We start from the raw sequence: 22,222 nt of genomic DNA, 5'->3' as shown, positions 1-22,222 counted from the left end.
CGGGACGATCGGAAGCATGGCACGGGGTTACACGGGCATGACGCCGTGGATGCGGGAAAGGGCGAAGATCCGTTCGTCGTCGCGCAAGTGGCACCAGGCATGCAGGTAGGGCGGGTCGAGATCGAGCTCGCTGAGGGTGCGTACGGTGCGGCTGCCCGAGGCGGCGAGGTACTCGATGGTGACGGCCCGGCCCTCGTCGATGCAGTGGGCCAGCTGACGGACGTCGGTGAGGGAGAGCGACCGGGCGTACCCGGCGACGATCTCCTCGGTGTCGGTGCCGAACGGGACTCCGCTCCCCGGGTCGGGTTCTGGCGGGTTGGTCGGGGCGGCCCTCAGCCGGGCGGCAAGGGCACCCACGTCAACGGTCGCCGGAGCCGGGACCACGGGGGCACCGGTGGTCCGGTGGCGAGCTGTGCCGCCGGACTCGCGTGGGGGCGGTACCGGGGCCACGGCCCGGCGGCGTCGGGCCGTGTCGACACGCACGGTCCCGTCGGCGCTCTCTGCGACGGGGGCGTAGCCCTCGGCCCGCAGTGTGGCGATTGTTTTGTCGAGCGGGGTCCGGCTGACGAGCACGGTCGGTGCCAACAGCCGCAGGCCGAGGGCGGCGAACTTCCGGTGTGCGGCGACCTCCGCGAGGAGGGCGGGGTCTTCGCCGTGGATCACGCAGGGCGCTGCGGTGACACGCATACGGCCATGTCGGCGCGCGGTGTCGTGGATCAGGTACGACAGCGGCTGCGGGAGGGCGCCGACGGCGACGGCCGCCAGGTCGGCCTCGATCGCATCGGCCGTGCGGCCCGCGTCCAGGGCACGGCGGACGGTACCCGGGCCGAACCGCCACACCGATGCCGTGCCGCCGGCTTCCCGGTCCGCGACAGTGTCCAGCAGCGCGGCGAGTGGGGCGGTCGGTGTGCCGGTGACGACGGCGGTGAGATCGGCGCCGAAGCGGGCTGCCCGGGTGGCCGTGGGCAGCAGCCGCGCACAGGCCGCGGCCAGCGCTTCGGCATCGACGTCCCCACCGATGCCCTCGGTGCGCAGGGCGGCGCCGAAGGGGGACAGGGCGCCGCGGGCGATGACGCCGAGCAGTTCCGCTTCGTGGATCGCGGTGGCGAACGGTGTGGTGTCCTGGGCGAGTTCATCGGCGAGCGGCCGATGCCAGCCGACCAGCGCCCCCAGTTCCACGGGATTCTTCGCCCCCTGCCCCGCCGGGAGCCCTGCCGCCCCGGTGAGGAGCCCCTCCCGGGCTTGCACACAGGCTCGGCAGGGCGGTGTTCCGGCGAGTGCGGGAAGCGCTTTGCCGTCCGCGTCGCGGGTCTGGGACGGGGTGAGCGGCAGCCTCCGCCACGCCGTGAGCAGCACGATGAGCCGCTCCGCGGGCTCTCGCTCCGCCCAGGCGTCGTACCCGCTCGTTGCCACGACCTGGTTGCCGTCCCTGGCCAGCAGCCCGGCGGCGTACGCCGTCTCCAGGACAAGGCGTACGACGAGGTCTTCGCACCGCGCCGCCTTGCCGATCCGGGACAGCTCACGCGCTCCGACCCCGCCGGACTTCAACACGGCGGGCGGAGACTCGGAGCACACCGCCAGGACCGAAGCGGCGTGCGCGGCGAACGCCGTCGCCGAGGCCGCTGCCTCCCGGTCCACCTCCGCCGAGGTGACGGACACCGTCCGCACGGTGGGCGGAGCCGGAGCGAAAGGGGCGTGCCAGTCGGGCCCGCGCAGCACGAGCGCCACCTCGGCCGGCATACGGGCGGGTCCGTACCCGTACCGGCTCCGGACCAGCAGCCCCCGATCCAGGGCCCAGCGCTCACCCGCCGCGGCGTCGGTACCAGAGCCTCCGAGGATGACGAACTCCGATGCCGATCGCGGCTGTTCAGGGCGGTGGCGGACCTGCTGCTGAAGCAGTTTCCGTGTGGTCGCCGGCGCCGAAGCGAGCACCGCGGCAACCCGCTCCGCATCACTGTGGTGCGTCAGCAGGGCGGTCAGTCGCTGCTTCTTGGTGGTGCCCGGCGAAGGGACGCCCAGAGCCATCAGCATGCGGCGCAGTTCCTCGGAGGCCGTGTCCGCCAACAGCACGGCGAGCGGCGCGTCCAGCCCCAGCGGCCGCTTCCACGCTTGCCGCAACGGCGCAGCCATGTGCAACAGCCCCTCGCCGTCCGGCCAGACCAACGCGCGATCGGACAACGACCCCAGGGCCGCGTCCAGCCCGCGAGCGCTCTCCGCTCCGGTCGCGTCCAGCAGATCGGCCAGAGCGGCACGGGGCACGGGCCCCAGCGCCGCCAGTGCCTCGGCCACTTGCAGTTGCGGCAGCGCGAGCCGAGCCAGCGCCGGGACCACCGATCCTGGGCGCTGAAGACGGTCCGCCAGTTCGCCGAACGATCGTGGTTCCGGCGGGCTCACAGCATCAGAGCGAGCTGCCAGGACCCGCTCAAGTCGGTCGTTCTCCAGACCGCTCAGCCACGTGGTCAGAGTGGATCCGCTGTGCTTGCTGATCGGGGCACCTCACATGCACGAGCACCGTTGGTCTCCGGACCAGAACGGGTCCGGTTAACAAGACCCAGAATGGCGCATCCGCGGGACGCCCGTGCCCTGCGGCGACAGGAACCCGCTTCCGAGTGAAGGCGCATCCTGCGGCTCGACCCTCGACACCAGCGCGGGTGAACTATCCCCCATACCGGAAATGAATGAGACCAGGACTGAGAGGGGGTCCTGGAGCGTACGGGAACGTCCTGACCTGCGGTGCAGCGGGTGCGGGCGGAGCTTCTGAACGGTGCTGTACGCCGGTGAATGCAACCAGAACTGCAACCACGGAAGCGGAGCAGCGTGAATGTGTCCAGCTTCTGCTCGTGGCTCCTGGTCGGCGGGGAATCGCCTCCTTACTCCCCGTTCTGCGACCAGGCCGCGGTGAGCGCGGTGACCGGGTCACTGTCGGCTGGTGCTACGGGCCACCATTCGCCGTCGTCGTCCTGGAGGTAGGGGTACCAGCGGGCGTCGGGGCCCAGGCGCAGCTGGACGCCGTGGTGGGTGAGGGTGAGGCGGTTGCGCCAGGCTCTGAGGTGTGTGGGGGAGTCGGTCATCTCGGCGAGGGCCGCCTCCAGGGCGGTGCGGGTGGCCTTCATCACCGTCGGGTCGGGGGTGTGGGGCTGTTCGGCGACGGTGAGGCCCGTGGGGCCGCCGTGGCGCCAGGCGCGGGTGAGGCGTGCGAAGGCAGTGGGGTTGGCGCCGGTGTTCTGGATCAGGAGGTGGAACCACTCGGGTCCGGGGTCGCTCGCGGAGATGCGGACGGCGTCCTGGTGCTGAGTCAGGTGCAGGTCGGTGGTGTCGCCGGCGATGAGCCGGGCGGCGCGCGCGGCGGCGTCGGCCATGAGGCGTTCCAGGTCCGCGGCGGCCAGGCCGCTGCCGGGTGGCGGGGCGACGGGCAGTGCCGTGGTGTGGGCGGCGGGTTCCGGGAGTTCGGGCAGTTCGGGGGGTTCTTCGGCCCAGTGGGCGTACGCGACGGCGGCCGGGATGCCGGCCGGCACCGGTGCGGCGGCGGTCTCCTGTGCTGCCGCACGGAGTGCGCGCAGCCGGGCGAAGACCTCCTCGCGACCGCGTCCGCGCAGCGCGAAGAGCACGAACGGGTCGGCGTCGATGGTGGCGGCGATGGCGTAGCAGAGCGCGGCGGCGTGCTTGCAGGGGTGTCCCCAGTCGGGGCAGGAGCACTCGGGGTCGAGTTCGGTGGGTTGTGGGAGGAAGGGGACGCCTGCCTGGCGGGCGTCGTCGACGAGTTCGGTGGGCATCTCGCCGTCGAGAAGTGCTGCGAGATGCCCGGCGCGGGCCGCGATCGTGTCGAGCAGGGTGTCCCACTGAGGGTCGGTGAGGACGGGCAGGTGGACTGAGGAGCGGTACGGGCGCGGGCGGCTGCCCTGGACAGCGGCTTTGACCTGGCCCGGAGCGATGGTGACCGAGCCGACCATGCCTTTGCGGGCGTAGGTGCGTCCGCGCGCGAGCCGTCCGGCGTCCAGGGTGGAGTCCTCCAGGGCGGCCACCCATGCCTGCCCCCACCAGGTCGCGGCGAAGGCTCGCTTGCCGCGGGTGGGCGCACGGCGCGGGCCGGGGACAGCGGGGCTCATGACCGCCTTCCCAAGGCGACGAGTTCGGCGAGTTCGGCGTCGGACAGTTCGGTCAGGGCTGCCTCGCCGGAGCCGACGACGGCGTCGGCGAGGGCGCGCTTGGCTTCGAGCAGCTTCGCCACCTTGTCCTCCACGGTTCCCTCCGCGAGGAGCTTGTGTACCTGGACGGGTGTGTCCTGGCCGATGCGGTAGGCGCGGTCGGTGGCCTGGTCCTCGACGGCCGGGTTCCACCAGCGGTCGTAGTGCACGACGTGAGTGGCGCGGGTGAGGTTGAGTCCGGTGCCCGCGGCCTTCAACGACAGCAGGAACACCGGCACTTCACCGCGCTGGAAGCGGTCCACCATCTCCTCGCGCCGCGCGACGGGGGTGCCGCCGTGCAGGAAGAGAGCGGGGACGCCGCGCTCGGCGAGATGCTTCTCCAGCAGAGCCGCCATCTGTTTGTACTGCGTGAAGACCAGCACGGATTCGCCTTCGGCGGTGATGGTGTCGAGAAGTTCGTCGAGCAGGTCGAGCTTGCCGGAGCGGCCCCGCAGGGGAGCGGACTGGCGCAGGCTGTGCTCTTTCAAATACTGGGCGGGGTGGTTGCAGATCTGCTTCAGTGCGGTGAGCAGCTTGAGTACCAGACCGCGTCGGGCGATGCCCTCCGACTCCGCGATCTTCGCCATGGTCTCGCGGACCTGTGCCTCGTACAGGCTGGTCTGCTCGGCCGTCAGCGGGACGACATGGTCGGTCTCGGTCTTGGGCGGCAGTTCGGGCGCGATGCCGGGGTCGGACTTCTTGCGGCGCAACAGGAAGGGACGTACGAGACGGGTCAGGCGCTCGGCTGCCTCGGGATCCTCGCCCGCCTCGATGGTGCGGGCATGCCGGTCACGGAAGGCGGTGAGTGTGCCGAGCAGCCCGGGGGTGGTCCAGTCGAGCAGGGCCCACAGCTCGGAGAGGTTGTTCTCCACGGGGGTGCCGGTGAGAGCGACGCGGGCGCGGGCGGGCAGGGCGCGCAGTTCGCGGGCGGTGACGGCGTAGGGGTTCTTGACGTGCTGGGCCTCGTCGGCGGCCACCAGGGACCAGGCTGTCCCGGCGAGCACTTCGCGGTCACGGCGCAGCACCCCGTAGGTGACCAGGACGATCTCGTCGCCGGCCAGGTCCCCCAGGTGGCGGTCGCCGCCGTGGTAGCGGCGTACGGGGGTGGACGGTGCGAATCTGGCGGCCTCGCGCTGCCAGTTGCCGAGCAGGGAGGCCGGGCAGACGACAAGGGTGGGGCCCGCGGTGGTCGGGTCGCTCTGGCGGTGCAGGTGCAGAGCGAGCAAGGTGATGGTCTTGCCCAGGCCCATGTCGTCGGCGAGACAGCCGCCGAGGCCGAGTGAGCACATCTCGGCCAGCCAGGCCAGGCCCCGCTTCTGGTACTCGCGCAATGTGGCCTTGAGGGCGGCGGGCTGGGGCACGGGGGTGCGGGACTCGGGATCGCGGATACGAGCGACCAGGTCGCCGAACGCACCGACCGCCGCACAGGGGATCCGGTCACCGTCCCTCCCCCAGCCTCCGGCCGGGGGGACCCCCATCTCGCTTCGCTCGGCCTCGCCGGTCAGTGCGGCGCTCAACGCCTCCATGGGGGTGAGCGGTTCCATCCGGCGGCGCTTGGCGCGGGCCACCAGCTTCGGGTCGGCGACCACCCACTGGTCGCGAAGCCGGACGAGGGGACGGCGTGACTCCGCGAGGGCATCCATCTCGGCCTCGGTGAGCGGCTCGCCGCCGAGGGAGACCTGCCAGCGGAAGTCGAGGAGGGCCTCGGTGTCCAGCAGGCCGCCCGCGGTGGAACCAGGGGCAGTGTGTCGCCCGATCTCCGCGGTCGCGGTGAGTGCCTTGACCAGTTCGCGCGGCCAGTGCACGTCGACACCGGCCGCGCGCAGCGCGTCCGTGGCGTCCCCGAGGAGTTCGAAGGCTTCGTCGTCGGTCAACCGGAGCTGATCGGGAGCGGCATCGTCGAGCAGCCTCCGCAGCGGGGGCCAGGCGCGGGCGCCGCGGCGCAGGGCGAGCAGGGTCTCGGTCTCGGCGCGCGGGCCGAGCAGCCGCTCCACTTCGGTCGGCTCGCTCCACAGCCGTGCGGCCTCGATGACGAGCGCCGGGTCCGCCGCGGTGTGCAGTTGCAGGACGGCCCGGAACTGCCGTCGGCGTCCTTCGGGTACGTCGACGCGCAGGGAGACACCGACCTCGGCGGTGAGCGCCGCCTGGGTTTCCTCGGCCCACTCACGCAAGGCGGGCACGGCACGGGCCTCGCGCCAGGCGTACGGCAGCGCTCCCATGGCGAGCGGCGCGGCCGGCGTACGGACCAGATCATCGGCGACCGCGTCGCAGAACTGGCGTACCAGCGCGGCCGGTTCGGTGATCCGTACGGGCGCAGGGCCTGGCTCGGGCAGGCAGTGGGCGTGCGGCGGGAACGCGGCGGCCAGGGCGTCCAGCGTCTGGCGCTGGGCGGCGGTAAACGGACCCACCTGCCAGGTGTCGTAACCGGCGGGGGTGAGGGCCGGGTGGAGGCGGCCGTCGGCGAGCAGCCGGAGCGCGAAGCGAGTGGCGGCCTGCCAGGCGGCGCCGGAGGGATGCGTCGGCTCCGCATCGGCCAGGGCGGAGACAGCGACGGCGACAGGCAGCGCGTAACCCTCGACCCTGCGCCGCCTGACCGAGCGGCCGTGTGGCAGGACCAGCTCCACCACCTCGGTCACCAGGCCGGTGGGCGCCGTACTGTCTCCGCCTGCTGCCCCGGTCGGCTTCCACAGCAGCAGCCGCCCAAGGCGGGCGGGTTCACCGGGCAGGAACACCGCCGCCCAGCCGGCGCCGAGCAACTCCCTCACGAAGGCGGATGTCTCCTGCCGGGCCGGCGGCGGTGCGCTCGCGCCCGTACTCGGCTCTCGTACGACGACTCGTGCCACTCTCTTCCACCCTGTCGCTTGCCGGACCCTCCCCCCGGCCCGCTCACTGCCGAACCCCACCAGGCAACGTCACACGCTGGCAACCGCGGGCCTTTGCTTGACTGCTGGCGACGGTGCTACGGCGGATGTGCCGCTATTGAACACACCGGTCCTCAACCGCACGGTGCGGCGCTACGGTGAGGCCATGAGCACCTGGGACCCAGCCGCGCTGGAGGCGTTGATCGAAGAGGCCACCGTCGACGCCTACGGCGAGGATGAGCAGCTCACCGGCTTCTTCACGATGATCGAGGAAAGCCTTGCCGTGCCGTTCACCACGACTGTTCTCGGCGTCGAGGTGAGCGTGGTCGGTGTCGATCTGGCCGAGGACGGGCGCGTGGTCGCACGCTGCGCCCGGGGGTCGGTCCGACAGGACATCGGAATTCTGGACCTGCCGCTGCCGAAACCCGCCCCCGAGGGCTCGCAATGGATCGAGGCATACCGCTACTGGACCCGCTGAACTGGCGCGTCGCACAACGGCCCAGCTGAGCCCGTGCTCGAACGGACCGCCGCCCCGACTGCCGCTGACCGGACCGACTGCGGGAAACAGAAAGCACGTGGCGCGCATACCGCAGTATGCTTACCGGTATGGCTGACACCACACGCATCACGGTGACGCTCCCCACCGAGCAGGTGGCGGAGCTGAAGAAGATCACGGACAACATCTCCGGCTACGTGGCCGAAGCGGTCGCCAGGCAGATCCGGCACCAGCTTCTGGGGGCCGACCTGCGCAGCCACACAGCCGAGCACGGGGCCTTCAGTGAGGAAGAGCTGGCCGAGGCGCGGGCGCGGATCTTCGGTACGACGCAGGCCGCCGGCGGCGCGAGCGCCGCGTGAGCGGGCACATTGAGACCGTCGTCCTGGACAGCGAGGGGCTGTCGGCCTGGGTGGCGCAGGACCGGAAGGTTCTGGCGATGTTCCAGGTGTTCCACGACATGGGAGCGGACCTTGTCGTCAGCGCCAACACCATCGTGGAGGTGAGTCACGCCAGGGTGAACCTGCCCCGACTGCAATGGGCGCTCTCCCGGGTCAAGGTGGAGCCGGTCACGGAGGCAGCGGCCAGGGCTGCGGCACAACTGCTCAAGAGTGCCGGTCTGCACGGACACAAGTACGCGATCGACGCCACCGTCGCCGAAGCGGCCTTGCATCAGCCTGGCCCGGTCGCCATCCTCACGTCGGATGTCGATGACATGACCCGGCTGTGCGGCAGCGAGGTCCGGATGATAGGGCTCTGACCGCTGCCGTGACTCCGTCACGGAGTCTGCGTCGCTCGCCCCGCGGACGCAAGCGTGCGCCTTTCCTGCTTGATGGGTATGCCTCGAATGTCGCCTATAAATGCAACCGAAACTGCAACCAGGGCATGCCGAAGAGTCGGACCGCACTAAGCGGTCCGACTCTTCGTTTCGCCTGTTCAGGCGGCTGCGGAGGATACGAGATTCGAACTCGTGAGGGGTTGCCCCCAACACGCTTTCCAAGCGTGCGCCCTAGGCCTCTAGGCGAATCCTCCGCCGCAAACATTACATGACTGTGGGGGGTGCTCGTGAACTCGTTCCCGCAGGCCCGGATCGGATGCGACCCCGGTCGGTGATCGGGTACTGAGTGCGGTCCGGGATCGGGTACTGTGGGGCGCAGCCCCTCACGTGGCGCTATCTGACTGAACTCCCCCAGGGCCGGAAGGCAGCAAGGGTAGGTCGGCTCTGGCGGGTGCGTGGGGGGCCCTTGTTTTCCCGGGTTGTCAGTGGGCGCCTATAACCTCGTATGCGTGTCGTCTCTCGCGTTGTACCGCCGCTATCGCCCGGAGACCTTTGCCGAGGTCATCGGGCAGGAGCATGTCACCGACCCGCTGCAGCAGGCGCTGCGGAACAACCGGGTCAATCACGCGTACCTGTTCAGCGGTCCGCGCGGCTGCGGCAAGACGACCAGCGCGCGCATCCTCGCCCGCTGTCTGAACTGTGAGCAAGGTCCCACCCCGACCCCCTGCGGCGAGTGCCAGTCCTGCCGGGACCTCGCCCGCAACGGACCGGGCTCGATCGACGTCATCGAGATCGACGCGGCCTCGCACGGCGGCGTGGACGACGCCCGTGAGCTGCGCGAGAAGGCCTTCTTCGGCCCCGCGGGCAGCCGGTACAAGATCTACATCATCGACGAGGCCCACATGGTCACGTCGGCCGGCTTCAACGCGCTGCTGAAGGTCGTCGAGGAGCCGCCGGAGCATCTGAAGTTCATCTTCGCCACGACCGAGCCCGAGAAGGTCATCGGCACCATCCGGTCGCGTACGCATCACTACCCCTTCCGGCTCGTGCCGCCGGGCACCCTCCGGGACTACCTCTCCGAGGTGTGCGGGCGGGAGAACATCCCGGTCGAGGACGGCGTGCTCCCGCTCGTCGTGCGCGCCGGCGCCGGTTCCGTGCGTGACTCCATGTCCGTCATGGACCAGCTCCTCGCCGGCGCCGGCGAGGAGGGTGTGACGTATGCCATGGCCACCTCCCTCCTCGGCTACACCGACGGGTCTCTTCTCGACTCCGTCGTCGAGGCCTTCGCCACGGGTGACGGTGCCGCCGCCTTCGAGGTCGTGGACCGTGTCATCGAGGGCGGCAACGACCCGCGGCGCTTCGTCGCCGATCTGCTGGAGCGGCTGCGCGACCTGGTGATCCTCGCCGCCGTGCCGGACGCCGCGGAGAAGGGGCTCTTCGACGCCCCGGCCGACGTCCTGGAGCGTATGCAGGCCCAGGCCTCCACCTTCGGCGCCGCCGAGCTGAGCCGCGCCGCCGACCTCGTCAACGAAGGCCTGACGGAGATGCGCGGCGCCACCTCGCCCCGCCTCCAGCTGGAACTGATCTGCGCGCGCGTGCTGCTCCCCGCCGCGTACGGAGACGAGCGGTCGATGATGGCCCGCCTCGACCGCCTGGAGCGCGGCGTCAACTTCTCCGGCGGCGGTGCCCCGGCGATGGGGTACGTCCCCGGCCCCGAAGCCCACGCCGGCGCCCCGCTGCCCTCCGTACCCCCTGGCGGCGGCCCGGCCGCGGCCCGCGCGGCCGTACGAGGGTCCGGGGGTCCGGGTGGCCCGGGTGGCCCGGGTGATACGGGTGGTACGGCCGGTGCAGGCCAGGGAATCGCAGGTCCCGGTGCCAGTGGCCCCGGTGGCCCCGGTGGCGGTGCCGACGGCGCGGCTCCGGCCGCCCCGGTACCTGCCCCCGCCCCTGCCCCCACGGCGCCCGCACCGGCCCCGGCAGCGCCTTCCGCGCCTCCCGCCGGTGAGACCCCGGCCCCGGCCCCAGCCGGTCCGCCCGCCGGCGCCTGGCCCACGGCCGCATCGGCCGGCAGCGGTCGGCGCCCCGGCGGCTGGCCCACGGCCGCGGCGCCGGCGGGCGCCCAGCAGAGCCAGGCTCCTGCCCAGCCCGCCCAGCCGCAGCACCAGGCGGCCCCCGCGGCCCCGGTGCCCTCCGCACCGCCCGCGGCCGCCCCGGCCGGCGGCCTCGACCCGCGCATGGTCTGGCCGAACATCCTGGAGGCCGTCAAGAACCGCCGCCGCTTCACCTGGATCCTGCTCAGCCAGAACGCCCAGGTGACCGGCTTCGACGGCACCACGCTCCAACTCGGCTTCGTCAACGCCGGTGCCCGTGACAACTTCGCCGGCAGCGGCAGCGAGGACGTGCTGCGGGCGGCGCTCGCGGAGCAGTTCAACGTGCAGTGGAAGATCGAGGCGATCATCGACCCGTCCGGCGGCGGGGCCGCGCCCCCGCCCGCCGGGGGCCCGGGCTTCGGCGGCGGAGGCGGCTACGGCGCTCCCGCCTCGGGCGGCGGTGGCTACGGCGCCCCGGCGGCCCCCCGCCCCCCGGCTCCCCAGCCGGCCGCCTCGCAGCCTTCCGCGTCGCCGCAGCCCGGCCCCACGGCCGCTCCGTCGGCGCCCGCCCCGGCCCCCCGCCCCGCACCCGCCCCCGAGGACGACATCCCGGAGGACGACGACCCCGACCTGGACGAGTCGGCCCTCTCCGGCCACGACCTGATCGTCCGGGAGCTGGGAGCGACGGTGATGGAGGAGTTCTCGAACGAGTGACCATCCGAGCCGTCGGCGCTTGTGGCCGGCCGAGTCGGGCCGATGGGCCAGCAGGTGGGCCGGCGGGGGACTGGGGGCGCGGGCCAGCGGGGGGGGGCTGGGGGCGGAGCCCCCAGGTGGGGCACATCGGCACCGGGCGCCCTTGGTAGGAACGCACAACTTGCCCGGCCCCCGGCTTTCGGCAACCTTGCCATTAGGCTGACCCCCGTGAAGGTCCTCGTCATCGGCAGCGGTGCCCGCGAACACGCCCTGTGCCGCTCCCTGTCCCTCGACCCCGACGTCACCGCGCTGCACTGCGCCCCCGGCAACGCCGGCATCGCCGAGGTCGCCGATCTGCACCCGGTCGACGCGCTCGACGGCGATGCGGTGGCCGAGCTGGCCGCAGGCCTCGGCGCCGACCTGGTCGTCGTCGGCCCGGAGGCCCCGCTGGTCGCCGGTGTGGCCGACGCCGTCCGCGCCGCGGGCATCCCGGTGTTCGGCCCCTCGCGGGAGGCCGCGCAGCTGGAGGGCTCCAAGGCCTTCGCCAAGGACGTCATGGCGGCGGCCGGCGTGCCGACCGCCCGCTCCTATGTGTGCACGACCGCCGAGGAGACCGCCGAGGCCCTCGACGCCTTCGGTGCCCCCTATGTCGTCAAGGACGACGGCCTCGCCGCGGGCAAGGGCGTGGTCGTCACCGACGATCTGCACGCCGCGGAGCAGCACGCCGCCGGCTGCGACCGGGTGGTCATCGAGGAGTTCCTCGACGGCCCCGAGGTGTCCCTCTTCGCGATCACCGACGGCGAGACGGTCGTACCGCTCCAGCCCGCCCAGGACTTCAAGCGCGCCCTGGACGGCGACGAGGGTCCGAACACCGGCGGCATGGGCGCCTACTCGCCGCTGCCCTGGGCCGAGCCGAAGCTGGTCGACGAGGTGCTGCGGACGGTCCTGCAGCCGACCGTGGACGAGCTGCACCGGCGCGGCACCCCCTTCTCCGGTCTGCTGTACGCCGGTCTGGCGATCACGAGCCGCGGGGTCCGGGTGATCGAGTTCAACGCCCGCTTCGGCGACCCGGAGACCCAGGTCGTACTGGCCCGGCTGAAGACCCCGCTGGCGGGTGTCCTGCTCGCCGCCGCGAACGGCACCCTCGCCGATCAGCCGCCCCTGCGCTGGCGCGAGGACGCGGCCGTCACCGTCGTCGTCGCCTCGCACAACTACCCCGGCACCCCCCGCACCGGTGACCCCATCACCGGGCTGGACGAGGTCGCAGCCGAGGACGCCCCGGACGCGTATGTCCTGCACGCCGGGACGAAGCGGGACGGCGACGCGGTCGTCAGCGCCGGCGGGCGGGTGCTGTCCGTCACCGCCACCGGCAAGGATCTGACCGAGGCGCGCGAACGGGCGTACCGGGCGGTGGGCCGGATCCGGCTGGACGGCTCCCAGCACCGCACCGACATCGCCGCGCGCGCGGCGCAGTCCGCGCAGACGGCTACCGCCTGACCTGCCCCCGTCCCGCCCCCGTCCTGTCTTCTCCCGTGGTCTCCTGCGTGCTCTCCTACATCCAGCGGTTTCAGGCCCCGGACGTCCAATCCGGGGCCTGATCTTTGCTGTCTGTCACCCACCTCTGACCAAAGCCATTCCATCGAGTGAGCAATCAGCCATACGGCTGACGGGGCTCTGGGCCCCAACTAGGGTGCCGCGCAAGCGTTCCGGCACTTGGCCCACCGGCATTGCGATGTCAGTGGTGGGTGCCACAGTGGGGGAGTGAGCACCACCAGGACAGCACGGCTTCGGCGGCGAGGGGGTGAGAGCGGGACGTGAGCGGAATCGGAGCAGAGGCAGGCGCGCGGGCCGCGCGCTCCCGGGCCCTTGCCGTACTGCGGGTCCGGGGCCGGGCGCTGGCCGTGGCCCTGCTGCCCGCGGCTGCCTGGGTGATCCTGCTGACCGGCGGTTCCACCGGACATCTCGTCGGCCGGGGCTGGGACACCGCCCGCCTGGTCGTCGGCGTGCTCGCCGTGCTGGTGCTGCTGGCGGCCGCCGGTGTCGCCCTGGCCGTGGCCCGGGCCCGCCCCGCCGTCGTCCCCACGGTGCCGATCCCCGAGGAGTCCGCCCCGGACCTCTATCGGATGGTGCGCGACCTCGCCGACCGGCTGGATGTGCCGGCGCCCTCGGCCATAGCGCTCACCCCGGACTGCGACAGCTGGCTGGAGGACCGCGCGCATACGGCCCACGGCCCGCCGCCGCGCCCCGCGCCCGACGAGATAGCGGGACCGGGCCGCCGCCGCGTCCCCGTCGCCCCGGTGCTCGTCATCGGCTCCCCGTTCCTGTGGTGGATGCGGGTCGGCGAGCTGCGCGCGGTCCTCGCCCCGGTCATCGCCGGTACGGGCCCTTCGGCCCACCCGGACATAGCCGCCGCCCGGCGCTTCGTGCGAGGACTGGACGCGGCGGCCGGGGTCGAATCGGTGCCGGGCCGCCGTGCGCTGACCCGCGCCGGGTGCGCGGCCGTCGGCTGGGTGGCCCGGCTGCTGCTGCGCGGCTGCCGGGAGCATGCGACGCAGATGGAGCGCGGGGTCGCCGCGGCGGCGGCCGAGCGGGCCCAGGCGGTGGACTACGGCCTGCGGATCGTCGCCCAGGAGCAGGTCGGCCTCGCCTACGCCGGCTGGGACCGGCTGCTGACCAGGGTGGCGCTGCCCGCCTGGCGCATGGGCCGCTGGCCCGCCCGGCTGGACGCGGGTGTGGTGGCGGCGCTCACCGAGCTGTCCCGGCGCGACCGGCTGGCCGAGGGCTTCACCTCCCGGCTCGGCGAGCGCCCCGCCTGTGATCTGCTGGAGGAGCCCGGCGCGGTGGACGAGGCCGCCTCGCTGCTCGCCGCGCGCCTCTTCCACGGCGGCCCGGCGGAGTGCGGTCCGGACTGGGCGCCGGTGGACTGGCAGGCGTATCCGGAGGAGGTCGTGGACCGCACCTGGCGCGCCGACGCGGCCCGTCTGCACCGCGTCCTGGACTCCCTCGGCGTCCGCCCCTCCCTCGACCCCGCGGCCCCCGACCCGGGCGGCCCCACCCTGGCCCGCGTCCTGGACCATCTCACCGAGCCCGCCACGGCCGGCGGCGCTCTCCCACACCCCGGCGGCCCCCCGCATTCCGGCCAAGACGCCGACGCTGACGCCGACGACGCCGTAGCCGTAGCCGTTGGCGAGGACGAGGACGAGGACGGCGCGGACACCGACCCCGGCACGGAGCGCAGTGCCGCCCTCGCCGCCGGGCTGAGCGCCGAGCTGGCCCGGGAGGAGGCCGGTGTGCCGAGAACCGGCGCGACGGCCACCGGAGCGAGCGCCGAGAACGCCCTGTGGGACGACGGCGGACTGCCGCTCTTCCCGCTCCAGCCCCCGCGCACCGCCCGCGAGCTGCTCACCGAGCATGTCAAGGCGATGGTGTGCTGCGCGGCCGTCGACACGGGCGGCGCGGTGCCCGCCCTGGACTGGCTGGACGGTCCCTCCCTGCTGCTCGGCGGCGAGCGCGCCGCCGACCTCACACCCAAGGTGCTCAGCCTGATCGAGGAGGGAGACCCGGGCCCGCTGCGCGACTGGCTGGCCGCATCGGGGATACGCCCCGAGAAGCCGGTTCGGCTCGTCTAACGGGAGCACTGTCTTCCACTTCAGGTCAATTCGCAACGACTAGTGACCGAGCCCGTGCGTTATGTGATGTGCTGGGGAGCGACCACGCACGTGGCAAAGGCGTGCGACATACGACAGCACTGCCGAACACAGCGCGCACCGCGAGCACGACCGGCATCGCGAGCGCGACCAGGCACCGCCCGTACGGCCGAGCACGGCGAGCACCACCGAGACAGGACGACACGGGGGCTGAGGGAGGGGAGCGACCATGGCCTCGGACCACATCCGCCGCTGGGAGTCAGGAGCGCTCGCGCACGCCGTCACCGACCCTTTCGGCCAGGGCCCGGTGCCCTGGCTGCGCGGCAGTGAGACCTACTTCGACGACACCGGTCATGTCGTGCCCTGGTACGTGGACCCGAGCCCGCAGCAGGTCGCCGACGGGGGGCGCCGGGTGCCCGCGCAGCGTTCGGGCGGCACCGGACCCCGCTCGGCCGACGATGTGCACCGCCAGATCAAGGGCTTCACCTCCACCGGCGCGGTCACCCCCGGCGAGGCGCTCGACTTCCACATCACGGTCGACCCGCCCCAGGAGTTCAGCGTCGACATCTACCGGATCGGCCACTACGGCGGCGACGGCGCCGCCAAGATCACCACCAGCCCGCGCCTGTCCGGCATCGTCCAGCCCTCGCCGCTCGCCGTCGCCCGCACCGTCTCGTGCCACCACTGGTGGCTGTCCTGGCGGCTGCAGGTGCCCCCGCACTGGCGTATCGGCGCCTATGTGGCCGTCCTCACCACCGCCGACGGCTATCGCTCCCATGTGCCGTTCACGGTCCGCGACGAACAGCCCGCCGATCTGCTCCTGCTGCTGCCGGACATCACCTGGCAGGCGTACAACCTGTATCCGGAGGACGGCCGGACCGGTGCCAGCCTCTACCACGCCTGGGACGACAAGGGCCGGCTGCTCGGCGAGGCCGACGCGGCGACCACGATCTCCTTCGACCGCCCCTACGCGGGCGCGGGCCTGCCCCTGCATGTCGGCCACGCCTACGACTTCATCCGCTGGGCCGAGCGCTACGGCTATGACCTCGCCTATGCCGAGGCCCGCGATCTGCACGCCGGCCGTATCGACCCCACCCGCTACCGGGGCCTGGTCTTCCCCGGCCATGACGAGTACTGGTCGGTGCCGATGCGCCGGGCCGTCGAGGACGCCCGCGACCGCGGCACCTCGCTGGTCTTCCTCTCCGCCAACACCATGTACTGGCAGGTGGAGTTGGGCCCGTCGCCGTCCGGTGTCCCGGACCGGCTGCTGACCTGCCGCAAGCGCAAGGGCCCCGGAAAGCCGGTGCTGTGGCGCGAGATCGACCGGCCCGAGCAGCAACTGGTCGGCATCCAGTACGCGGGCCGGGTGCCCGAGCCGCACCCGCTGGTCGTCCGCAACGCCGGCCACTGGCTGTGGGAGGCGACCGGCGCGCACGAGGGCGACGAGATCCAGGGCCTCGTGGCCGGCGAGGCCGACCGGTACTTCCCGCGCACGGCACTGCCCGTGCACGAGGAGCGCATGCTGCTCGCCCACTCCCCCTACACCGACAACGACGGCGCCCTGCGCCACCAGGAGACCTCGCTGTACCGCGCGCCCTCCGGCGCCTGGGTCTTCGCCTCCGGCACCTTCGCCTGGTCCCCGGCCCTGGACCGCCCCGGCCATGTGGACCCCCGGATCCAGCGGGCCACCGCGAACCTCCTGGACCGCATCTGCAAACGCGACTGACCGCGAACGCCCGCGGCCGCACCCTCGGTGACCCCTGTCCGAAACCGATCCCCCCGATAAGGGAGAATCGAGGGCACTTGGACAGAACCACGGGGAGGAACCGTGTCCGGATTCGTAGAAAAGCCCGAGCCGATCCAGGTTCCGGGCCTGGTGCACCTGCACACCGGAAAGGTGCGCGAGCTGTACCAGAACGAGGCGGGCGACCTCGTGATGGTCGCCAGCGACCGTATGTCCGCCTACGACTGGGTGCTGCCCACCGAGATCCCCGACAAGGGCCGCGTCCTCACCCAGCTCTCCCTGTGGTGGTTCGACCGGCTCCGCGACCTCGCCCCGCACCACGTCATCAGCACCGAGCTGCCCGAGGGCGCCCCGGCCGACTGGGCGGGCCGCACCCTGGTCTGCAAGCAGCTGAGGATGGTCCCGGTCGAGTGCGTGGCCCGCGGCTATCTGACCGGCTCGGGCCTGCTGGAGTACAACGAGTCCCGTACGGTCTGCGGCCTCGCCCTCCCCGAAGGCCTCGTCGACGGCTCCGAACTCCCCGCCCCGATCTTCACCCCGGCCACCAAGGCCGAGGTCGGCGAGCACGACGAGAACGTCTCCTACGAGGAGGTCGCCCGCCAGGTGGGCGCCGAGACCGCCGCCCAGCTGCGCCAGGCCACCCTCGCCGTGTACACGCGCGCCCGGGACATCGCCCGCGACCGGGGGATCGTCCTCGCGGACACCAAGTTCGAGTTCGGCTTCGACGGGGACACCCTCGTCCTCGCCGACGAGGTGCTCACCCCGGACTCCTCCCGTTTCTGGCCGGCCGACCAGTGGCAGCCGGGCCGCACCCAGCCGTCGTACGACAAGCAGTTCGTGCGCGACTGGCTGACCTCGGCCGAGTCGGGCTGGGACCGGAAGAGCGAGCAACCCCCGCCGCCGCTGCCGGACGACGTCGTCGAGAGGACCCGGCAGAAGTACGTGGAGGCGTACGAGCGCCTCACGGGCATCGTCTGGGCGTGACGAAGAAGGCCCCCGGAGAACCGGGGGCCTTCTGTATGGAGCGGACGACGAGGCTCGAACTCGCGACCTCAACCTTGGCAAGGTTGCGCTCTACCAACTGAGCTACGTCCGCACTGCGCCGTGGCGCGAGAGCAACTATACCCAACCTCGTGCCCGTGCGAGACGTACCGCGGCATGACGGTTCTCCGCGCCGAGCTTCGTGACGGCCGAGGAGAGGTAGTTCCGCACCGTCCCCGGCGACAGCGCGGCCCGCTCGGCGATCTCCGCGACCGGCGCCCCCTCGGCCGCGAGCTCCAGCACCTCGGCCTCCCGGGCGGTCAGCGGGGAGTCCCCCGCGGAGATCGCGTCGGCGGCCAACTCCGGGTCCACATAGCGGTTTCCGGCATGCACGGTGCGGATGATCTCGGCGAGCCGCTGGGCGCTGACCGTCTTCGGGACGAATCCACGCACACCGGCCGCGAGCGCCCGTTTCAGATGGCCGGGCCGCCCGTGCCCGGTGACGATCAGCACCTGGCAGCCGGGCAGTTCGGCGCGCAGGGTTGTGGCGACCTTCACACCGTCGGCGCCCGGCATCTGGAGATCCAGTACCGCCACGTCCGGCTCATGGGCCCGCGCCATCGCCAGCGCCTCGGGTCCGCTGGCCGCCTCGGCGACGACGAGGAGATCGTCCTCCAGCGAGAGCAGCGCGGCCAGCGCGCCCCGGATCAGATGCTCGTCGTCGGCGAGCAACAGCCGTACCGGAGTACTCATGATGTGACTTCACTCACTTTCTGCCCCAGGGGCACCTCGGCCACCAATCGGAACCGGCCCCCGGCGACGGCCCCGGCCTGAAGCGTCCCGGCCACGACCGCCAGCCGTTCCCGCAGTCCGGCGAGCCCGGAACCCCCACCCCCGTGGGAGGTTCCGGACCCTCCGTCGTTCTCCACCGTCAGCACCACACGCCCCTCAAACACCTTCAGACACAGCACGCAGCGTCCGCCGTCGTCGCCGTGCCGCAGCACATTGGTGGTGGCCTCGCGCACCACCCAGCCCAGCGCGGACTGCACGCCGGCGGGCAGCCCCGCCGTCTCGGCGCGCACCTCGCAGTCGATCCCGGCGGCCGCCAACACCCCCTGTGCGCCCGCCAGTTCGGCCCCGAGGTCGGCCTCCCGGTAGCCGCGTACGACGGCCCGCACCTCGCGCTGGGACTCCTGCGCGATGCGCTGCACCTCGATCATCTGCTCCACCGCCTCCGGCCGCCCCCGCCGGACCAGTTGGACGGCCAGCTCGCTCTTGAGCGAGATCACGGACAGATTCCGGCCGAGGACGTCATGCAGATCCCGCCCGAACCTGAGCCGCTCCTCGGCGACGGCGAGCCGGGCCCGGGTCTCGCGGGCCTCGTCCAGCTCGTACACGCAGTCGACCAGCCACACGGAGAACACGCAGGTGATGGCGAGGAAGCCGGCGCTCAGGAACACCATGAACGCCGCGACCAGCGCGACCGGCCAGGGCGCACCCAGCGGAAGGGAGACCAGCCCCGCGGCGGCGGCGAAGCCGGACACGATCGCGAGCATGCGTCGCCGGCTGCGGACGCCCAGCGTCAGCATGCCCCCGCCCCAGGACATCAGACCGCCGAAGACGGTGCCGACGGGGCCCCCGGTGCCCCGGCCCACGGAGGCGTACCGGTGCAACAGGAGGACGGTCACCGCCAGGGCGAACGTGACGATGCCGAGCAGCCACAGGGCCGCCACCGGCCGGGCGCGCCGGCCGCGCCGCCAGTTCAGGGCCAGGGCGGAGGTCACCGTGGTCAGCACCGCGTGCCCGACGACCATGGCGACCACCAGGCCCGCGAGCCACGGCGGCACATGCCCCATGGCGGGCAGTCCCACTCCGATGATCTCGACGACGGAGAAGAAGTAGAACGACCAGCGGGTGTACGTCTCCACCTGCTCCGGTCGGCTCTTGCCCCGCCACCAGCCGCGCGGTCCGCTCATCCCCGCATCCCCCGTCGCACCCCGTTCCTGTCACGCCCCGTGCCTTACCGCCGCGGCTCCCACCGGAACCGCCGCCGTACAGCAAACACGGCCAGGATCGTCCAGGCCAGCGCGGTCAGGAGGGCGCCCAGTGTGTCGTGCGCGCTCAACTGGCCGGTCCAGCCGCCGCGGACCAGCCGGATCGCCGGGGACAGCGGGAGCAGTTCGCAGGCGCTGGCCAGGTTGTGCGGCATGACCTCGGTCGGGACCGTGATCCCGGAGCCGGCCATCGACACGAACATCAGCGGCAGCGCGGTCACCTGGCCGCTCTCCACGGTCCGGGTGAAGGAAGCGGTGAGCGCGGCGAGCGCGGCGCTCACCAGATACCCGGCCACCAGCCCGGGCAGCAGCAGATACGGCGCCTTGGGCGCGCCGATGTGCAGCAGGGCCACGCACCCGACGCACAGCACCAGCGCCTGGGCCAGGCCGATGACGAGCGCGGGCAGCGCGGTGCCGGCGAGGATCTCCGTGTCGGACAGCTCACCGGTGCGCAGCCGCTTGAGGACGAGTTCCTCGCGGCGGGCGACGTAGACGTTGACCAGCGAGGTGTAGACGGCGAAGAGGAAGGAGAACCCGATCGCGGCCGTCAGCAGGGTGGTGCCGAGCGTCAGCCCCTGCTTCTTCAGATCCACCTGGTCCATGGCCGGCCGCACAGTGAACGGCAGCAGCAGCGGCACGGCCAGCGCGGTGAAGACCACCCCGCGGTTGCGGCCGAGGAGGGTGAGTTCGGCCCGGCCGAGCGCCCACAGCCGCCGGCCCGGCGTCGTCCCCCCGCCGCGCTCCGACCCTCGGGCGCGGCCCGTCGTACGGCTCTGCGCTGTCATGCCGGTTCCGTTCATGCCGCCACCCCTTGTGCCTGTTCGTGTGCGATCCCCAGGAACGCCTCCTCCAGCGAGGCGGAGCGCACATCCAGTCCGCGCAGTTCGACTCCGGTCCGTTCGGCCCAGGTCAGCACGCCGGTCGCGGTCCGCTGCAGCTGAGTGGTCCGCAGCCGCACGACCCCGCCGTCGCTCTCGTGGCCGCAGACGCCGAGGTCGGCGAGCGGCGGAAGGTCGCCGAGGAAATAGCCGTCGGGCAGTTCGAAGGACATCCGGGAGGGCCGGCCCGCGGTGACCTCGGCCGGGGTCCCGGAGACGGCGATCCGGCCCTTGTGGAGGATGGCGAGCCGGTCGGCGAGGGCCTCGACCTCCTCCAGATAGTGGGTGGTGAGCAGCACGGTGGTGCCCGCGTCGCGCAGGGCGCGCACCAACTCCCAGGTGTCCCGGCGGCCCTCCGCGTCGAGCCCGGTCGTCGGCTCGTCGAGGAAGAGCACCTCGGGGCCGCCGAGCAGGGCGAGTGCCAGGTCGAGCCGGCGCCGCTCGCCGCCGGACAGCTGCTTGACCCGGACCCCGTGCTTGCCGGTGAGCCCGACCAGCTCCAGCACCTCGGCCTCGGGCCGTGCCCCGCTGGTGCACCCCGCCCACATCCGGGCGGTCTCGGCGACGGTCAGTTCGGCCGGGAAGCCGCCCTCCTGGAGCATCACCCCGGTGCGGTGGCGTACGGCGGCGCGTTCCCGGTGGGGATCGTGGCCGAGGACCCGGATCCGGCCCTCGGCGGGTGCGGCGAGGCCCTCCAGCAGTTCGACCGTGGACGTCTTGCCCGCTCCGTTCGTACCGAGCAGGGCGAAGATCTCCCCGCGGGCCACGGAGAAGGTGATTCCGCGTACGGCCTCGAACCCGCCCCCGTAGACACGCCTGAGATCGGTGACCTCAATCACGTCTTCGTGTTCGTCGTTGTACATGAACCCAGCGTCCCGGCGGCCGGCGTGGGTCGGCAGTGCGCGATGTCACCGCCCGGCATGACAAATGTCAGAGAAGGCCGGCGCATACGACCGGGGCATACGAAAAGACCCCGGTCCAGTGGACCGGGGTCTCTTTCATGGAGCGGACGACGAGGCTCGAACTCGCGACCTCAACCTTGGCAAGGTTGCGCTCTACCAACTGAGCTACGTCCGCACTGCTCCCGACCGGCTCCCACCGATCGGTGCGAGCACCAGCCTACCTGATCCACATGAGTGGTCGTGTTGACCGGTGCCAGAGCGGGTGACAGGAATCGCACACTGCGCCTTCCCCCTGGAAGGGGGATGTTCTGCTACTGAACTACACCCGCACGATCCTCGGGGTTTCGGCCTTTCGGCCTCGCCCCTCGGCGTGTCCCAGACATTAGCTGATCAGCAGGGGGGTAGCGCAAGTCGGCTCCCCCGCGGGCCCGCCGGCCGGCTCCCGCCCGGCCAAGTGCACGGTCCTCAGGGCCCGCTGACGGACCCTGAGGACTGCCCCTTCGCGGGCTTTTCTCCGCCGCCCCCGGCGGGGGCTCACTGCGCGGCGCTGAAGGCTTCGTAGACCTTCTTGGGGATGCGTCCGCGGGCCGGGACGTCCATCTTGTTGGCCTGGGCCCAGGCGCGGACGGCCGCCGGGTCGGGCGCGACCTCCGTCTGCTTGTACGCCTTGCCGGACCTCGACCGCTTGCGGCCGGCGTCCACGTAGGGCGCGAGCGCCTTGCGCAGTTTCTTGGCGTTGGATGAGTTCAGGTCGATCTCGTACGACTTGCCGTCGAGTCCGAAGGCGATCGTTTCCGCCGCTTCCGAGCCGTCGATGTCGTCAAAGAGCGTGACCACGACCTTTTGCGCCACGAATATCGGTCCCTTCGTGCGGCACGTCGATACAGCTCAACGGTGATGACGTGCCGAGTATCGGC

General features: G+C 72.3%; 16 protein-coding genes, 4 tRNA genes and 1 other RNA gene. 9 read left to right on the top strand and 12 right to left on the bottom strand.

Features of this window, described 5'->3' with window-relative positions; translation table 11 throughout:
• Nucleotides 1–27 precede the first annotated feature (27 nt).
• The 3 genes from IE277_RS15520 to IE277_RS15510 form a co-directional block, all read right to left on the bottom strand.
• Nucleotides 28–2,487 (bottom strand): helicase-associated domain-containing protein, encoded by a 2,460-nt coding sequence (locus tag IE277_RS15520; protein ID WP_189953268.1) that lies wholly within the window; start codon nt 2,485–2,487, stop codon nt 28–30.
• A gap of 383 nt (nt 2,488–2,870) precedes the next feature.
• Complete coding sequence (locus tag IE277_RS15515; protein ID WP_229881563.1) at nt 2,871–4,106, bottom strand: SWIM zinc finger family protein; 1,236 nt, start codon at nt 4,104–4,106, stop codon at nt 2,871–2,873.
• Nucleotides 4,103–6,949, bottom strand: coding sequence for an SCO1167/SCO6262 family helicase (locus IE277_RS15510; RefSeq protein WP_189953263.1), 2,847 nt, complete (start codon nt 6,947–6,949; stop codon nt 4,103–4,105). Before IE277_RS15510 ends, IE277_RS15515 begins: the two co-directional genes overlap by 4 nt.
• A gap of 262 nt (nt 6,950–7,211) precedes the next feature.
• Here IE277_RS15510 and IE277_RS15505 point away from each other — a divergent pair, with 262 nt between their 5' ends.
• The 3 genes from IE277_RS15505 to IE277_RS15495 all read left to right on the top strand — a co-directional run bounded on the left by IE277_RS15505 (nt 7,212) and on the right by IE277_RS15495 (nt 8,298).
• Nucleotides 7,212–7,523, top strand: coding sequence for a calcium-binding protein (locus tag IE277_RS15505; protein WP_189952722.1), 312 nt, complete (start codon nt 7,212–7,214; stop codon nt 7,521–7,523).
• A 128-nt stretch (nt 7,524–7,651) separates the two neighbouring features.
• Nucleotides 7,652–7,900 (top strand): hypothetical protein, encoded by a 249-nt coding sequence (locus IE277_RS15500; RefSeq protein WP_189952720.1) that lies wholly within the window; start codon nt 7,652–7,654, stop codon nt 7,898–7,900.
• The gene (locus IE277_RS15495; RefSeq protein WP_189952718.1) at nt 7,897–8,298 is read left to right on the top strand and encodes a PIN domain-containing protein; all 402 of its coding nucleotides are present in this window, start codon (nt 7,897–7,899) and stop codon (nt 8,296–8,298) included. Before IE277_RS15500 ends, IE277_RS15495 begins: the two co-directional genes overlap by 4 nt.
• A 187-nt stretch (nt 8,299–8,485) precedes the next feature.
• On the opposite strand, the gene IE277_RS15490 is transcribed toward IE277_RS15495, so the two are convergent.
• Nucleotides 8,486–8,570 (bottom strand) — tRNA-Ser (locus tag IE277_RS15490).
• Nucleotides 8,571–8,690: 120 nt separating this feature from the next.
• On the opposite strand from IE277_RS15490, the gene ffs reads away from it, so the two are divergent.
• The 6 genes from ffs to IE277_RS15460 all read left to right on the top strand — a co-directional run bounded on the left by ffs (nt 8,691) and on the right by IE277_RS15460 (nt 17,474).
• Nucleotides 8,691–8,787, top strand: an RNA gene (ffs, locus tag IE277_RS15485) — signal recognition particle sRNA small type.
• 38 nt (nt 8,788–8,825) lie between these two features.
• Entirely contained in the window at nt 8,826–11,120 is a 2,295-nt protein-coding gene (locus tag IE277_RS15480) for a DNA polymerase III subunit gamma and tau (protein WP_189952716.1), read from the top strand.
• A 207-nt stretch (nt 11,121–11,327) separates the two neighbouring features.
• Complete coding sequence (gene purD / locus IE277_RS15475; RefSeq protein ID WP_189952714.1) at nt 11,328–12,596, top strand: phosphoribosylamine--glycine ligase; 1,269 nt, start codon at nt 11,328–11,330, stop codon at nt 12,594–12,596.
• A 317-nt stretch (nt 12,597–12,913) separates the two neighbouring features.
• Entirely contained in the window at nt 12,914–14,728 is a 1,815-nt protein-coding gene (locus tag IE277_RS15470) for a M48 family metalloprotease (RefSeq protein ID WP_189952712.1), read from the top strand.
• Between the two features lie 247 nt (nt 14,729–14,975).
• Nucleotides 14,976–16,472, top strand: coding sequence for a N,N-dimethylformamidase beta subunit family domain-containing protein (locus IE277_RS15465; RefSeq protein ID WP_189952710.1), 1,497 nt, complete (start codon nt 14,976–14,978; stop codon nt 16,470–16,472).
• Between the two features lie 102 nt (nt 16,473–16,574).
• Nucleotides 16,575–17,474: a phosphoribosylaminoimidazolesuccinocarboxamide synthase gene (locus IE277_RS15460; protein WP_189952708.1), complete on the top strand. Its 900-nt coding sequence runs from the start codon at nt 16,575–16,577 to the stop codon at nt 17,472–17,474.
• A gap of 36 nt (nt 17,475–17,510) precedes the next feature.
• On the opposite strand, the gene IE277_RS15455 is transcribed toward IE277_RS15460, so the two are convergent.
• The 8 genes from IE277_RS15455 to IE277_RS15420 form a co-directional block, all read right to left on the bottom strand.
• Nucleotides 17,511–17,586 (bottom strand) — tRNA-Gly (locus IE277_RS15455).
• Between the two features lie 23 nt (nt 17,587–17,609).
• Nucleotides 17,610–18,224 carry a response regulator transcription factor gene (locus IE277_RS15450; protein WP_189952705.1) on the bottom strand — a complete coding sequence of 205 codons (615 nt, stop codon included), beginning with the start codon at nt 18,222–18,224 and terminating at the stop codon, nt 17,610–17,612.
• On the bottom strand, nt 18,221–19,447 hold the full coding sequence (locus tag IE277_RS15445; protein ID WP_189952703.1) for a sensor histidine kinase: 1,227 nt from the start codon (nt 19,445–19,447) through the stop codon (nt 18,221–18,223). Before IE277_RS15445 ends, IE277_RS15450 begins: the two co-directional genes overlap by 4 nt.
• A gap of 44 nt (nt 19,448–19,491) precedes the next feature.
• A complete protein-coding gene (locus tag IE277_RS15440; RefSeq protein WP_189952701.1) occupies nt 19,492–20,325 on the bottom strand; it encodes an ABC transporter permease in 834 nt (277 codons plus the stop codon).
• Complete coding sequence (locus tag IE277_RS15435) at nt 20,322–21,266, bottom strand: ABC transporter ATP-binding protein (RefSeq protein ID WP_189952699.1); 945 nt, start codon at nt 21,264–21,266, stop codon at nt 20,322–20,324. Before IE277_RS15435 ends, IE277_RS15440 begins: the two co-directional genes overlap by 4 nt.
• Nucleotides 21,267–21,404: 138 nt before the next feature.
• Nucleotides 21,405–21,480, bottom strand: a tRNA-Gly gene (locus IE277_RS15430).
• Nucleotides 21,481–21,562: 82 nt separating this feature from the next.
• Nucleotides 21,563–21,634 (bottom strand) — tRNA-Gly (locus IE277_RS15425).
• A 205-nt stretch (nt 21,635–21,839) separates the two neighbouring features.
• Nucleotides 21,840–22,157: a histone-like nucleoid-structuring protein Lsr2 gene (locus IE277_RS15420; protein ID WP_189952696.1), complete on the bottom strand. Its 318-nt coding sequence runs from the start codon at nt 22,155–22,157 to the stop codon at nt 21,840–21,842.
• Nucleotides 22,158–22,222 lie beyond the last annotated feature (65 nt).

The sequence above is a fragment of the Streptomyces alanosinicus genome, from assembly GCF_014650595.1.
In the GTDB taxonomy this organism is placed as follows: Bacteria; Actinomycetota; Actinomycetes; order Streptomycetales; family Streptomycetaceae; genus Streptomyces; species Streptomyces alanosinicus.
This window is presented reverse-complemented; position numbering and strand designations above follow the sequence as displayed.

Bases quoted from the DNA above. Each gene is read 5' to 3' on its own strand.
- IE277_RS15515 (WP_229881563.1), bottom strand. From the start codon at position 4,106: ATGAGCCCCGCTGTCCCCGGCCCGCGCCGTGCGCCCACCCGCGGCAAG.
- IE277_RS15505 (WP_189952722.1), top strand. From the start codon at position 7,212: ATGAGCACCTGGGACCCAGCCGCGCTGGAGGCGTTGATCGAAGAGGCC.
- IE277_RS15500 (WP_189952720.1), top strand. From the start codon at position 7,652: ATGGCTGACACCACACGCATCACGGTGACGCTCCCCACCGAGCAGGTG.
- IE277_RS15465 (WP_189952710.1), top strand. From the start codon at position 14,976: ATGGCCTCGGACCACATCCGCCGCTGGGAGTCAGGAGCGCTCGCGCAC.
- IE277_RS15450 (WP_189952705.1), bottom strand. From the start codon at position 18,224: ATGAGTACTCCGGTACGGCTGTTGCTCGCCGACGACGAGCATCTGATC.
- IE277_RS15445 (WP_189952703.1), bottom strand. From the start codon at position 19,447: ATGAGCGGACCGCGCGGCTGGTGGCGGGGCAAGAGCCGACCGGAGCAG.
- IE277_RS15440 (WP_189952701.1), bottom strand. From the start codon at position 20,325: ATGAACGGAACCGGCATGACAGCGCAGAGCCGTACGACGGGCCGCGCC.
- IE277_RS15435 (WP_189952699.1), bottom strand. From the start codon at position 21,266: ATGTACAACGACGAACACGAAGACGTGATTGAGGTCACCGATCTCAGG.